At 63.1% G+C, this 14,270-nt stretch carries 12 protein-coding genes; 3 read left to right on the top strand and 9 right to left on the bottom strand.

What is annotated here, in order from left to right; genetic code table 11:
- Positions 1-185: 185 nt before the first annotated feature.
- Entirely contained in the window at positions 186-4,748 is a 4,563-nt protein-coding gene (hrpA, locus tag KHO23_RS05755) for an ATP-dependent RNA helicase HrpA (protein WP_211610072.1), read from the bottom strand.
- 23 nt (positions 4,749-4,771) lie between these two features.
- On the opposite strand from hrpA, the gene argA reads away from it, so the two are divergent.
- The 3 genes from argA (at position 4,772) to proP (ending at position 8,769) form a co-directional block, all read left to right on the top strand.
- Positions 4,772-6,160, top strand: coding sequence for an amino-acid N-acetyltransferase (gene argA, locus KHO23_RS05750; protein WP_211610071.1), 1,389 nt, complete (start codon positions 4,772-4,774; stop codon positions 6,158-6,160).
- Between the two features lie 56 nt (positions 6,161-6,216).
- Positions 6,217-6,492: an oxidative damage protection protein gene (locus tag KHO23_RS05745; protein ID WP_154562696.1), complete on the top strand. Its 276-nt coding sequence runs from the start codon at positions 6,217-6,219 to the stop codon at positions 6,490-6,492.
- 774 nt (positions 6,493-7,266) lie between these two features.
- Entirely contained in the window at positions 7,267-8,769 is a 1,503-nt protein-coding gene (gene proP, locus KHO23_RS05740; RefSeq protein WP_236066725.1) for a glycine betaine/L-proline transporter ProP, read from the top strand.
- Between the two features lie 58 nt (positions 8,770-8,827).
- On the opposite strand, the gene KHO23_RS05735 is transcribed toward proP, so the two are convergent.
- The 8 genes from KHO23_RS05735 to KHO23_RS05700 form a co-directional block, all read right to left on the bottom strand.
- The gene (locus tag KHO23_RS05735) at positions 8,828-9,316 is read right to left on the bottom strand and encodes a metallophosphoesterase family protein (RefSeq protein WP_211610070.1); all 489 of its coding nucleotides are present in this window, start codon (positions 9,314-9,316) and stop codon (positions 8,828-8,830) included.
- 131 nt (positions 9,317-9,447) lie between these two features.
- Positions 9,448-10,257: a hypothetical protein gene (locus KHO23_RS05730; protein WP_211610069.1), complete on the bottom strand. Its 810-nt coding sequence runs from the start codon at positions 10,255-10,257 to the stop codon at positions 9,448-9,450.
- Between the two features lie 2 nt (positions 10,258-10,259).
- Positions 10,260-10,835: a TMEM175 family protein gene (locus KHO23_RS05725; protein ID WP_211610068.1), complete on the bottom strand. Its 576-nt coding sequence runs from the start codon at positions 10,833-10,835 to the stop codon at positions 10,260-10,262.
- A gap of 197 nt (positions 10,836-11,032) precedes the next feature.
- Entirely contained in the window at positions 11,033-11,419 is a 387-nt protein-coding gene (locus tag KHO23_RS05720) for a DUF488 domain-containing protein (RefSeq protein ID WP_211610067.1), read from the bottom strand.
- A gap of 87 nt (positions 11,420-11,506) precedes the next feature.
- Complete coding sequence (locus KHO23_RS05715; protein ID WP_211610066.1) at positions 11,507-11,824, bottom strand: hypothetical protein; 318 nt, start codon at positions 11,822-11,824, stop codon at positions 11,507-11,509.
- Between the two features lie 128 nt (positions 11,825-11,952).
- Positions 11,953-12,300: a cupin domain-containing protein gene (locus KHO23_RS05710; protein ID WP_211610065.1), complete on the bottom strand. Its 348-nt coding sequence runs from the start codon at positions 12,298-12,300 to the stop codon at positions 11,953-11,955.
- A gap of 117 nt (positions 12,301-12,417) precedes the next feature.
- Positions 12,418-13,818: an FAD-containing oxidoreductase gene (locus tag KHO23_RS05705; RefSeq protein ID WP_211610064.1), complete on the bottom strand. Its 1,401-nt coding sequence runs from the start codon at positions 13,816-13,818 to the stop codon at positions 12,418-12,420.
- A gap of 184 nt (positions 13,819-14,002) precedes the next feature.
- Positions 14,003-14,191, bottom strand: a complete 189-nt coding sequence (locus tag KHO23_RS05700; RefSeq protein ID WP_211610063.1) for a hypothetical protein — start codon at positions 14,189-14,191, stop codon at positions 14,003-14,005.
- Positions 14,192-14,270 lie beyond the last annotated feature (79 nt).

Here is a 14,270-nt window from a genome sequence, read left to right as displayed (position 1 = left end):
GCAGCAAGGTTGTAAAAGCAGCGAGCGGGCGCGGGTCCGGAAGGCCCGCGCCCTTTACGCGTGATGTCATTCTCAAAAGGCGTGGTATCGCGCGTTTTTTTATGCACGCTGCAAAAGCGTTGCGCCTCACAGTCCGCACCGCACACGTGGAGCAGGCGCGCGCAGCGCGCCACCCCACTCCCCGCTCAGCGCTGCATCGATTCCCACACCTTGTAAAGACGCTTAACCGAAACCGGCATCGGCGTACGAAGCTCCTGCGCGAACAGCGAAATGCGCAACTCCTCGAGCAGCCAGCGGAATTCCGACAGGCGCGTGTCCAGCACGCCGCCGCGTTGCGCGAGCGCGCGCTGGTAGTGCTGCAGGAGCGGCTGGAATTCGGCGAACTGCCGTGCATCGCGCGCGGAGTCCGCTTTCAGCTTGTCGATGCGCAGCGCAATGCCCTTCAGATAGCGCGGAAAGTGCGCCAACTGCGCATACGGCGTATCCACCACAAAGCGTTTGCCGATCAGGCCATCCAGTTGGTTTTGCATGTCCGCGTGCGCCGCCGTGAACGTCTTCGCCTGCACCAGCTTTTTCGTGACCGTCGCGTATTCGCTGAGAATCTGCCCGACGAGGCGGGCAATTTCCTGAGCCAGCAAAGTCAGACGGCTGCGGCCTTCGTCTCGGCGCGTGTGGAAACTGACGTCGTCGGCCGGTAGCGGGTCTTGCAGGCAGGCGCGGTCGAGCGCGGTGTCGATCAGTTGATCGCGCAGTTCTTCCTGCGTGCCGCGCGGCATGAACTGCATCGCCATTTCGCGCAAACCCGGCAGGTTCTTCTCCAGATACTTGATCGGCTCCTTCAACTGCAACCCGAAGAGACGCCGCAATCCGGCGCGATGGATGCGCGCGGCTTCGTCCGGTGAATCGAATACTTCGACGTCGCAGTGCGTGCCGCGATCCACCAACGCCGGATAGCCGAACAGGGTTTGTCCGCCGCGGCGAATTTCCAGCAACTCGGGGAGCTTGCCGAAATTCCACGTGGTGAGTTTCTCGTAAAGCGCGGTGACCGTTGCACCGCCGCCTTGCGAGACCGTTTGCGGATTGGACGCAGCAGCGCCCTTGCCCCGCGACACCGCACCACCTGGCACGCCTGCTGGGGCCGCCGCGTGCGAACCAACCGCCACGCTGCCGCCGCCCGCATCCGCCAATGCCACTCCCGCTGCACCGGAAGCGATCTTTTGAAAATGCTGCTGCGCCTGTCCGCCTAGTTCAGCGCGAAGTTGCGAGAGATTGCCGCCCATCGCGAGCTGTCGGCCATGCTCGTCGATGACCTTGAAGTTCATGAACAGGTGGGGCGTCAGCGTCTCGAGCTTGAAGTCCGATTGCTTCATGGCGACCTGGGTCTGCTCGCGAATGTCGGCAATCAGCGACTCGAGCAAACCGCCCGCGCCGAAGCGCGGGCCGCCGTGCCGTTCGACAAAACCTGCAGCGAACTCAGGCAGCGGCACGCAATGGCGCCGCAGCTTCTGCGGTAACGATTTCAGCAGAAGTTGCGTCTTCTCTTTCAGCATGCCGGGCACAAGCCATTCGCAGCGCCGTGCATCGACCTGATTGAGCGCATAGAGCGGCACCGCAAGCGTCACGCCGTCGCGCGGCGAGCCGGGTTCGAAGTGATACGTAAGCGCCATCTCGACGCCCGCCATCGTCATCCGCTTCGGGAACAGGTCGGTCGTCACGCCGGCCGCTTCGTGCCGCATCAGATCGTCGCGCGACAGATACAGCAAACGCAGCTTGTCTTCCGGCTGGCCGCTCTTCTTAACCTCATCGCGATACCAGCGCTCGAACGACGCGCCCGTGTAAATGCCTTGCGGCAAAGCCTGATCGTAAAAACCGAAAATCAGTTCATCATCAACCAGCACGTCCTGGCGGCGCGACTTGTGTTCCAGTTGCTCGATGTCGGCGAGCAGCTTGCGGTTATGCGCGAAGAACGCAAGCTTCGTATCGAATTCGCCTTCCACCAGCGCGCCACGGATGAACAGCTCGCGCGCACGCGCCGGGTCCTGTTTGCCGAAGCTCACGCGCCGCCGGTGATAAATCGGCAGGCCGTACAGCATCGCGCGCTCGAACGCCGACACCTGCGCCGCGCGCTTTTCCCAATGCGGCTCCGACAACGACTTCTTCAGCAAATGCTCGCCGATCTTCTCGATCCATTCCGGCTCGATCTTCGCGATGCAGCGTGCGTACAGACGGCTCGTCTCGACCAGTTCCGCGGCCATCACCCACTTTCCGGCCTTCTTCACCAGCGCCGAGCCAGGCCAGAGGTAAAACTTGATGCTGCGCGCGCCGAGGAAATACGGCTCGTCGTCGGCTTTCAGGCCGATGTTGCCGAGCAAACCCGTGAGCAGCGCGAGATGAATCTGTTCGAAAGTCGCTTCGGCCTCGTTCAGACGCCAGCCGTGCTCGCGCACCACGGTCAACAGTTGCGAATGCACGTCGCGCCATTCACGCAGACGCAGTTGCGACAGGAAGTTCTTGCGGCACTCATCGTGCAGTTGCTTGTTCGACTTCTTGTGCGTAATCGCTTCTTCGAACCAGTTCCAGATTTTCAGCCATTGGAGGAACTCGGAACGCTCGTCGGCGAACCTGCGATGCGCCTGGTCGGCTTGCTCCTGCGCTTCGATCGGCCGGTCGCGCGGGTCCTGCACCGACAGCGCGCTGGCGATGATCAGCACCTCCTTCAACGCCTGCTGATCGCGCGCGGCGAGAATCATCCGGCCGACGCGTGGATCGAGCGGCAAGCGCGCGAGTTCGCGGCCGAGCGGCGTGAGCTGGTTGTCGTCGTCGACTGCACCCAGTTCGTTGAGCAACTGATAGCCGTCGGCGATGGCACGGCCAGGCGGCGGTTCGATGAACGGGAAGGTTTCGATCGCCGTCAGATGCAGCGACTTCATGCGCAGAATCACCGACGCCAGCGACGAACGCAAAATCTCCGGATCGGTGAAGCGCACGCGGCCCTGGAAGTCGCTTTCCTCATACAGACGGATACACACGCCATCGGCGACACGGCCGCAACGCCCTGCCCGCTGATTCGCGGCGGCCTGCGAAATCGACTCGACCTGCAACTGCTCGACCTTGTTGCGGTACGAGTAACGCTTCACGCGCGCCAAGCCCGTATCGACCACATAGCGAATCCCCGGCACGGTCAGCGAGGTTTCGGCGACGTTGGTCGCGAGCACGATGCGGCGCGCGTTCGAGGTGCGGAACACGCGCTCCTGTTCGGCCGCGGAGAGCCGCGCGAACAGCGGCAAGATTTCCGTGTGCGGCGGATGATGCTTGCGCAGCGCCTCGGCGGCATCGCGAATCTCGCGCTCGCCGGGCAGGAACACGAGCACGTCGCCGGGGCCTTCGCGGCACAGCTCGTCGACCGCGTCGACGATCGCTTCCATCAGATCGCGATCGGTTTCGCGCTGGGTCTTCGGCCGTTCACGCGACGACGACGATGAAGAAGAACCTTCAGCCGCTTTAACCGCCGGGCTGTCCTCCGCGACCGGGCGATACCGCACTTCAACCGGATATAGGCGCCCGCTCACCTCGATCACCGGTGCGGGCTTGTCGTCACGGCCGAAATGGCGGGCAAAGCGATCCGCGTCGATTGTGGCCGAGGTCACGATCAGCTTCAGATCGGGCCGCTTGACAAGGATTTCCTTCAGATAGCCCAGCAGAAAATCGATGTTCAGGCTGCGCTCGTGCGCTTCGTCGATGATTAGCGTGTCGTAGGCTTTCAGCAGCGGATCGGTCTGCGTTTCGGCGAGCAGAATGCCGTCGGTCATCAGTTTGACCGACGCGCCGGGCGAAAGATTGTCGGTAAAACGCACCTTGTAACCGACCACTTCGCCGAACGGCGTGCCGAGTTCTTCGGCGATACGGCGGCCCGTCGCCGATGCCGCGATCCGGCGCGGTTGCGTGTGGCCGATCAGACCGGTCCCGCCCGCGCCGAGACCACGGCCGAGTTCGAGGCAGATTTTCGGCAACTGCGTCGTCTTACCCGAGCCGGTCTCGCCGCACACGATCACGACCTGATTCTGCGCGATGGCGCGCGAGATTTCCTCACGGCGGCCGGACACCGGCAGCGCTTCGGGGAAGGTGATCGGTGGAATCGGGTTCGGTTCGACGACGCGTTGAGCGCGCGGCGGCCGCGGTTCGCGACGGGGCTGGCCGCCTTGCGCATCGCTTGCTTGCGGCGATTTCTGCGCGGGCGCACCGGGTTCGCGGTTAGGCTCGCCGCCTTGAGCCCGTGCGCGGCCGTGCTGATTAGTGTGGCTAGTGTGGCCATCGCCGCGCTTCGACTGATTTGGCTGATTCGGCACACTCGCACTGGCAGACTGCCCGCGCCGCTCATCGCCTTGCTGCGGACGTTGGCCGCGAGACGCGTTTTGCGCGTGCCCTTCATCGCGGCGCGCCGGCTGCGCCGTGCCACCGGCATTCGGTGGCCTGCGCGAAGCTTCGCCTTGCGGCGACTGTTTGCGCCCCTCATGAGCCGCTTTCGGCATCTGCGCGCCCACTTCACGACGCGCGCCCTGCGGGTGGTTTTTCTTCTGCGCAGACACATCCGCGCCTTCTACGGCACGGCGTGACTCGCGCGCCGTTTCCGGCGTGTTGCGGTTGGCGTCCTGCGCATTACGACGCGCGGCGTCGCCGGTGTTCACCTGATCGGCGGCCGGCGCCACATTCTCGTTCGCCGTAGCGGGACTTTTGGGTACATTCGACATGGGGGCGCATTATAATCCCCGGCATGAATTCCCAAACCGACCTCGTCCCCGCGCCCGCGAGCGTTCCGGCCCCCGCCGGAGCGACGGAAGATCTCGCCCAGCACGCGCAATTCGTCGACTGGATGCGTTCAGTCGCTCCTTACATCCATGCGTTCCGTAACAAGACGTTCGTCGTCGGTTTCGGCGGCGAGGTGGTGCATCAGGGGCTCCTCAATGCGCTCGTGTCCGATATCGCGCTGCTCCAGGCCATGGGCATCCAGATCGTGCTGGTGCACGGCTCGCGGCCGCAGGTCGAAGAGCAGATGAGCCTGCACGGCGTGGAATCCGAGTTTTCGCACGGCATGCGCATTACCGACGCGCGTGCTTTGGAGTCGGCGAAAGAAGCGGCCGGCGAAGTGCGTCTGGATATCGAAGCGGCGATCAGCCAGGGCTTGCCGAACACGCCGATGGCGCATGCGCACATCAGCGTGGTGTCCGGCAACTTCGTGACGGCGCGCCCGGTCGGCATTCTGGACGGTGTCGATTTCGCCCACACCGGCGTGGTGCGCAAGATCGACGCGGATTCGATCCGTCATTCGCTCGCGAGCCGCAAGCTGGTGCTGCTGTCGCCGCTCGGCTTCTCGCCCACCGGCGAGGCCTTCAATCTGTCGATGGAAGATGTCGCCTCGGCTGCCGCCATTGCGCTGCGCGCCGACAAGATTGTGTTCCTGACCGAAACGCCTGGCCTGATGGAAGCCGGCGAGGAAGGTCCCGAGCTGGTCCGCGAACTATCGCTCGACGACGCCTACAAGCTGCATGAAAGCGGCGAAGTCACCGGCGACGCCGCTTTCTATCTGAAGCATTCGATCCGCGCCTGCCGCGGCGGCGTGGCACGGGCGCACATCATCCCCTACGCGCTCGACGGCAGCCTGCTGCTCGAACTGTTCCTGCACGACGGCGTGGGCACGATGATCTCGTACGAGAACCTCGAAAGCCTGCGCGAAGCCACACCGGACGACGTCGGCGGCATTCTCTCGCTGATTGAGCCGCTCGAATCCGACGGCACGCTGGTACGGCGCGGGCGCCACCAGATCGAACGCGACATCGACCATTTCTCGGTGATCGAGCACGATGGCGTGCTGTTCGGCTGCGCGGCGCTGTATCCGTACCCGCAGGAGCGCATCGGCGAAATGGCGTGTCTCACGGTCGCGCCCGAAGCGCAAGGCACCGGCGACGGCGAGCGCCTGCTCAAACGCATCGAACAACGCGCACGGGCACGCGGCCTCACGCGGATTTTCGTGCTCACCACCCGCACCGAACACTGGTTCCTCAAGCGCGGCTTCGTCAAGGTCACGGTCGACGACCTGCCGGAAGACCGCCGCCGACTCTATAACTGGCAACGCAAGTCGCTCGTGCTGATGAAACAGCTCTGAGCGTCCCCATATAAAGCGACTGCCCGCCCCCATATCGATTAAAGGAGAAGCACAGCATGACTCGTACGGTTCAATGCGCGAAGCTCGGCAAGGAAGCCGAAGGCCTCGATTTCCCGCCGCTTCCGGGCGACCTTGGCAAGCGGATCTACGAAAGCATTTCGAAGGAAGCCTGGCAAGCCTGGTTGAAGCAGCAGACCATGCTGATCAACGAAAATCGCCTGAACATGGCCGATCCGCGCGCTCGCCAATATCTGATGAAGCAGACCGAAAAGTTCTTCTTCGGCGAAGGCGCGGATACGGCACAGGGCTACGTGCCGCCGGCAGCGGAGTAACTGCTTTCGGCCCGGCGTTCAGCCTCGATCGCCCTATAGAGCCAGACGAAAATCCGCGCCGCGTGCGCGGATTTTTTTCGCCCGCTTCTTTTGTCCACTTTCTCGTCCGACTTCCCGCCCGTTTTTTTCGTTTGCCGCCCCTTCTCCAGAACGCCGCCGGCTTCACCAACCGGTACATTCCGGGTCGTTTTTAAGCCTTCTTTCCATACGGCCGCAATCCGCTCAATCCCCCACCCGGCAAGGGATTGAGCGCCTTCCCGAGACCTCCCGCTGATCCCTGAGTTTGCACGATCCTCTGTTATCGTGCTAACATGTGCATCGTTCCAACAGCAATTCACCTGCATTTCATCCGCGCTTTATCCGCAGTCGCGTTCTTTTCAAACTGGTTCGCCGTGCCCTTCCGGTACGCCGCCACGCTGAATCGGACAGTTTTTATACAAGAAGGCTTGTCGGTCGTTTCCCCGTCTGATCTCACCCTGAGCGGCGAATAAAACAACCGGCCTTTTTCGTTTCGAGCCTTCCAGCGGCGCGTGGGCCAGCTTTCAGCCACCCCAGCGTCCTCATGCATCTGCCCCCCTTCCACGGCCACGCAGATGCAACAGTCAGCACAATCTAGACGAGTGTTTTTTCGCGATTCGTTCGCGAGGCACGGGCGTTCTGTTTTCTTTCTCACGCCCATTTCCTCTATCGCCTCCGGGTGAGAGAGACGCCATCGCGCTGCTCGCGAAACTGCACTTCCCCAGCACCCGTGGCGGAACATTCATGCGCGTTTTCATGAGTTTCGTCGCAGTCATTGGAGTTTTCACCTTGACCGCTTCCAGCAACGGCTTCTGGCGACACCACAAAGAAGAACAACGCCTCTCACTCGACGACATCACCGTCGTCGACAAATCTCTCCTCAAGCGGGCCGTCGGCGCCATGGCGCTCGGCAACGCGATGGAATGGTTCGATTTCGGCGTGTACAGCTACATTGCTGTCACGCTCGGCAAAGTGTTCTTCCCGTCGTCGAGTCCGTCCGCCCAGTTGATCGCCACCTTCGGCACGTTTGCCGCGGCGTTCCTCGTGCGGCCGCTCGGCGGCATGGTGTTCGGGCCGCTGGGCGACCGTATCGGCCGTCAGCGTGTGCTGGCCATGACGATGATCATGATGGCGGTCGGCACCTTCGCGATCGGCCTGATTCCGAGCTACGCGACGATCGGCATTTTCGCGCCGGCATTGCTGCTGGTCGCGCGACTGGTGCAAGGCTTCTCGACCGGTGGTGAATACGGCGGGGCCGCCACTTTCATCGCCGAATTCTCGACGGACAAGCGCCGCGGCTTCATGGGCAGCTTCCTCGAGTTCGGCACGCTGATCGGCTATGTGCTCGGCGCGGGCACGGTCGTGATCCTGACAGCGACGCTCTCCAACGACGCGCTGCTCTCGTGGGGCTGGCGCGTGCCGTTCCTGATCGCGGGCCCGCTGGGTCTGGTCGGCCTGTACATCCGGATGAAGCTCGAAGAAACGCCCGCGTTCAAGAAGCAGGCCGAGCAACGCGAAGCCGAAGACAAAGCGCTCCCGAAGCAATCTTTCCGCGAATTGCTCATGCAGCAATGGAAGCCGCTTCTGCTGTGCGTCGGCCTCGTGCTGATCTTCAACGTCACCGATTACATGGCGCTCTCGTATCTGCCGAGCTATCTGTCGGCCACGCTGCACTTCAACGAAACGCACGGCCTTTTCCTCGTGCTGCTCGTGATGGTGCTGATGATGCCGATGACGCTGGCAGCCGGCCATCTGTCCGACAAGATTGGCCGCAAACCGGTGATGCTGTTCGGTTGCGTGGGTCTGTTCCTGCTGTCGATTCCCGCGTTGTGGCTGATCCGCATGGGCACGGTGCTGCCGGTGTTCGGCGGCCTGATGATCCTCGGCGTGCTGCTGTCGTGCTTCACCGGCGTGATGCCGTCGGCGCTGCCGGCGCTGTTCCCGACCAAGATCCGCTATGGTGCGCTCGCCATCGGCTTCAACATTTCGGTGTCGCTGTTCGGCGGGACGACGCCGCTCGTGACGGCATGGCTGGTCGACAGCACCGGCAATCTGATGATGCCCGCGTACTACCTGATGGGCGCATCGTTGATCGGTATCGTGTCGGTGTTCGCACTGCGTGAAACGGCTCGCAAGCCGCTGCTCGGCTCGGGTCCTTGTGTCGCGACGCGGGCGGAAGCGCATGCGGTGCTCCGCGGCGAGCGCGAGGCGGAGGAGATGGACGAAAACTACGCTGCCGCGGCTACGGCGCGTGCCTGAACCTGGGTTGCGCGTTAACGTGTCCAGGAACGGGCCGGCAGATTTGCCGGCCCGTTTTTTATGTCAGCAGGGAATCGAATGTCGCGCTTGCGTGCGCGCCTTGAATAACTAGCATGCCGGCGGAAATCGGCAGCTTGAAACGCCTCGGTCCGGCACTGCCTGGATTGACGAACAGCACCCCGTCGCGCTCGCTGATCGCGGGCTTATGCGAGTGCCCCGTCACGACAACGTCGATGCCTTCACGGCGCGGATCGCCGCCCACGTCGGCGATGTCATGCACGACGAGGATCGTCACCTGTTGCACGGTTAGCTTTGCGTGTGTCGGCAGCGAGGCAACCGGCTCGTTGATGTCGTTATTGCCGCGCACGGCAGTGACCGGCGCGATCTTCGCAAGTGCATCGAGCACGGCCTGATTGCAGATATCGCCCGCGTGGATGATCGCATCGCACCCGGCGAGGTATTGCAGGGCTTCAGGACGCACGAGGTTGTGCGTATCGGAGATCAGGCCGATTCGGGTGACTGAGGAGCTTTGCGTACGCGAAGTCATGATGTGAGTATCGGCCAAACGGCCTCAGTCTGCCGGCAGCGATCCAGCGGATTCACGCGCTCACCGCTCATGGAAGTGCTCGAAAATTCAAAGGCTCAATCTGTCTGCAGCGATTCGGCAAGTTCACGCGCTCACTCTGCCGGCTGCTGTTCTGCATATTCCCGCGCCAACACCTGCGGCTGCGGCTTCGCGCGAAGCAAGCGCCTGGTCGCCCCCTGCACCGCCATCGACACTCCTGCCGCACACGCAAAGCTCAGCCACACGCCGTAATGCGGCAACATCGTCGCAGTCACGGCGAAAAACGCCGCGAACGAGCCGCGGCCAATCACCATGCCACGCATCAACAACGCGACGAAGTCCGCGCCATGCGCACGCTGGGCCGACACCGCGAGCACGATGCCGAGCAACGGAAACACCGACAGCAGCCCGCTCCACGTCGCACCCATCGATGCGGACAGGGTGGTCACCGCAACCGTCAGCAGCGCGCCGGCGAGCATGCGTAGCACAAGATCGCCGAGCCCGAGGCGCACCGCCGGTACGTGGCCCGAGACTCGCGGCAAGCCGTTTTGCGAAATGGCGACAGCGGCGCAGCCCGCGGCCACCGCCCACATCAGTCCACCCGGCAGATGCGTGAGCAACATCGCCACGCCGACCCATCCGAGCATGCCGGCCATCAGCGCCAATGGCCACGCTGAACGCCGGCAAGTCCATGCATAGGCAAAATTGAACGCCTCGGAGGCGGCAATCGCCGCGATCGACGCCGCCGACGCCTGCGCCGCGAATGCCGGCCCACGCTCCAGCGCGAGCAGCAACACGATCGGGCCGGCCACCACCGGCAGCCCCGCCAGCCATCCCGCCACGGACGGTCCCCACACACGTCCCGCCACGGTCAGCGCGGCGAGAAACGCGGGCACCAGCGCGAGCTTGAGCGCAAGTAACATGCTTATGCTTCCATCAGGTGTTCGATGCGCCGGTCGGGCACCAGCCACCACGCCGCGGCCAGCGTGTAGAGCGCAGCGGAGAGCCACGGCTGAACGAATGCGAGCGCCATGCCCGCCAGGTAGATGACGACCGAGACCTTGCCCTTGAAGTCACTGCCGACCGCCTTCGCGATGGTCGACTCCGTGCCGTGCTCGCGGATCAGCACGCGGGTGAGAATGAAATAGGCAATCGCCGACATGAACAGCACAGCGCCGTACATGGCGGTCGGCCAGGCAGCGAGATGGTTTGCGCCGACCCAATGCGTGACAGCCGGTAGCAGCGACAGCCAGAACAACAGATGGAGATTGGCCCATAGCACCGCGCCATTGACCTTCTGCACGGCATGGAACAAGTGATGATGATTGTTCCAGTAGATGCCGACATAGATGAAACTCAGCACGTAGGCGCAGAACACCGGGATCATGGGGCGCAGCGCGGCGAGATCGTAGCCGTCTGGGACCTTCAACTCAAGCACCATGATCGTGATGATAATGGCGATCACGCCATCGCTGAAGGCTTCGACGCGTCCCTTGCCCATCGGTCGGTTTCCTGATTGTGTAATCGTGAGTGTGAACAGATGTGCTTGCCGGCATGGCGCACGGCAATTGCCCGCCGGACCCGCAGCATGACGGAGATCCAGGCCCACCCAAGCATACCCATGCAGGCCCGCACGCCGCCGATTATCGGCGATCACAACAGGGCTTGTCGAATACCGGCCGGCCGCGTAGGCACGCGTCACCTTATCAGCGCGCCCCGCTCGTTTAACAACTGACGAAGAATGCTGCGATGACAGTGGCTTTCGTCCTCGCAGTAGCAGCCAACGGAAAAGTTCGTCGTTTTTGACAAAGCGGCGAGCAGGTCCAACACCTTGGCGTTTTCGCTGCCATTCATCTCCGTCCGGAATTTTTTCGCGAACGCGGCCCAATCGGCGTCGCTGGTGGCCGCCTTGGCTTCCTTGATCAATTCCGCATCAGGCGACAGATTAGGCAGCCACACATCGTAATAGTCGCGCGTGGCGAATTCCGTCCTGGGTACGCCGCGCGGCGGCCGCCGAACGGTGCCGATGCGCAGCCCTTCGTCGGCTGCCCTCGGAGACCCGAGCTGGACAATGCTGATGCTCATGTTTTGTTTTCCTGATTCGTAGCCAACTCGCGACCGTCCTCCGCCGGGCCGATAGGCGCCGCTCGCCGGTGGTTCTGCGCTGCCAGCTCAGCGTCTCAAGCCTTTCATCGCCTCGATTTCCATCGCTGCGTTGCGCTCTTCGCTCGCTTCGATCGGGTCCATGGCTTCGTCGATCGAGGCCGCCGCACGTTCCGCGGCGGCTTTCGTTTCGTCGAAAATGGGATCGAATTCTGCGTCGTCATCGCCCGGGGGATCCAGCATGTCCCGAAGCATGGACTCCAGTTCCGGCGTGTCCCACTCGACGCCCTGTTGCTTCTGTTTTTTTATGTAGTGCCTGACTTCCGCGTCCTGTTCCGGGGTCAACGGAAGACCGCGAAAAGTGCTTTTGGGGTCGGCATCAGTCATGATCTTGCTCCAGGATACGTGCCAGTTCGAGTTTAATCCCGTTATGGCGCCGTGATCTCAGCTATCGGTCATTGGCAATCAAGTCGTCTGGCGCCGTTTGGCGCCATTCGACACCGTTTGATAGTCACTCAGTGGCGAACACCAGGGTAGTGAACCGCTAGCCACACGCTCGGCTCCGTGTCGCTCGTCCACGCCACCCGATGCCGGCAATGCGCTTCGATCAGCACATGGTCGCCCGGCTTCATCGGATACGGCTCACGCTCGCCTTCAAATTCGAGCGTCGCCGCGCCGCCCAGCAGCGCGACCCACTCGGCGCGCGGACTGTCGTACCAGAAGCCCGGTGGACTTGCGTGCCCTCTCGAGACGATCCGCTCGATGCTCACGCCGGCTTCTTCGACGAGCGCGTCGACTTGCTCGTCAGGGCTCGCCGGCGCGCTAAGATCGAAGAGATTGCCGCTACCGATTGTGCATTTCATCGCTCATGCTCCGGCTATGCCCGCCACCTGCGTTCGCTGCGCGCTTTCGTCCATTACGTCCACTACGTCCATTACGACCGGCTCGCTCATCACCCGGCTCGCTACCGGGTGCAGTGCTTATTTCATCGGTTTGAGCCCATCGAGCAAAGTCGGCACCAGTTCGCTGATGGTCGGATGAATGTGCATGGCGTACTGCAAGGTCGGATACGGTGCGCCGGCCGTCATGATGTCGATGAACGTGTGCAGCGCTTCGTCGCCTTCGATGCCATGAATCGCCGCGCCAAGAATCTGCTTGCTGCGCGCGTCCACCAGCACCTTCATGAATCCGTCGGTCTCGCCGCGTTCGCGGGCGCGGCCTACCCGCGTCATCGGCATGGTGGCGATCAGCGCGTCGCGGCTGTCCTTGCGCACGTCGGCCTCCGAGAGCCCGACGCGCGCGAGCGGCGGGTCGACAAACACCGCATACGCCATGATTCGCGTGTCGACGCTGCGCGTGCCGCCGTCGAGCAGATTGGCCGTAACGATCTGAAAGTCATCGTAGGACGTGTGGGTAAAGGCGCCGCGTCCGTTGACGTCGCCGATCGCCCAGATGCCCGGCACGTTGGTGCGCAACTGGCCGTCGACGGGAATCGTGCCGTGCCTGTCCGTTGCGATGCCGGCGGCGTCGAGGCCGAGGTCGTCGGTGTTCGGTTCACGGCCGGTGGCGAACAGCAGGTGCGACGCTTCGAGCGCGGGAATGTTCTGCTCAAAGCCGATGCACACCTCGTTGTCGCGATGCGGATGCGGTTCGACCCGCGAAGGCTGCACGCCGAAGACAAACTCGACTCCTTCACGCGCCAGCACCTTCTGCACAGAGCCGGCGAAGTCGGCATCCTCGCGCGTGAGCACGCGCTCGCCGCGTACCAGCACCGTCACCCGGCTGCCGAAGCGGCGAAAGATCTGCGCGAATTCGAGCGCAATATAGCTGCTGCCGACAATCGCCAGATGGTCCGGCAATTCCGTCAGTTCGAGCAGATTGGAGTTGGTGTAGTAGCGAATGCGCTCGAGCCCTTCGAGCGGCGGCACGACCGCGCGCGTACCGGTATTGATGAAGATTTCGTCGGCGCTGAGTTCAATGGGCGCCGCGCCGTCCGGGCCGTTGATGACAAGCGCATGCGCGCCGGTGAAGCGCGCGTGGCCGTTGAAGACGGTGACGTTATCCGCGCCGCGCAACCATTTCTCGACGCCGTCGCGCGACTGGCCGATGATTCCGTCCTTGCGCGCCTTGACCGCTGCCAGATCGACGCTGACCGCGCCGCTCACCTGCACGCCCAGATCCGCAGCATGGCGCGCCACGTGGGCTGCCCGGGCGCTCGCCACATAAGACTTGGTCGGCGTGCAGCCGACATTCACACAGGTTCCGCCAAACGCCCCACGTTCAATGACCGCGGTTTTACGGCCGCTTTGACCGAGACGGACCGCGAGCGGCGCGCCGCCTTGTCCCGTGCCGATCACGACTGCGTCGAAGTGCTGTGGCATGGCAGATCTCCCGAGGCTGGGGTGCAGGTCGTTGCATCTTACCCTTAGTGCCTCGCGTTGCCGTGATCGCCCTTTCCGGTTATTTCTGTTGCGCGATGCAAGCCGGCGCACCGGCTAGCTATTCGTGTTCGCCCCGTTGAGGGGCCGGCGCAGCCCAATTGGCGCGGATCGCGCCCGATTGTGTTCAGTCGGGGCAGTGGACGGCGCAGATCAATTCACGCGAGCGCTGCAGCGCGGCCTGCGCGCCGCGCGCCGCAACAACCCAACCGACCTGCCCGAGGTTGAAATCCTGCGACACCATCACCTGCATGAGGGCGACCATCGGCAGGACCACCGACGGCCGATAAAGCTGGTTCCTGATCAAAGCTGGCATAGCGGCTCCCATTGCGCAGGGCCGCTTCGGCACAGCGCGGAATTTACATTCGATGGGAGGATTTTAGGGAGACCGGGGC

Source organism: Paraburkholderia haematera, assembly GCF_905220975.1.
In the GTDB taxonomy this organism is placed as follows: domain Bacteria; phylum Pseudomonadota; class Gammaproteobacteria; order Burkholderiales; family Burkholderiaceae; genus Paraburkholderia; species Paraburkholderia haematera.
The sequence above is the reverse complement of the archived record's forward strand: the minus strand, read 5'-3'. Positions and strand labels throughout refer to the sequence as shown.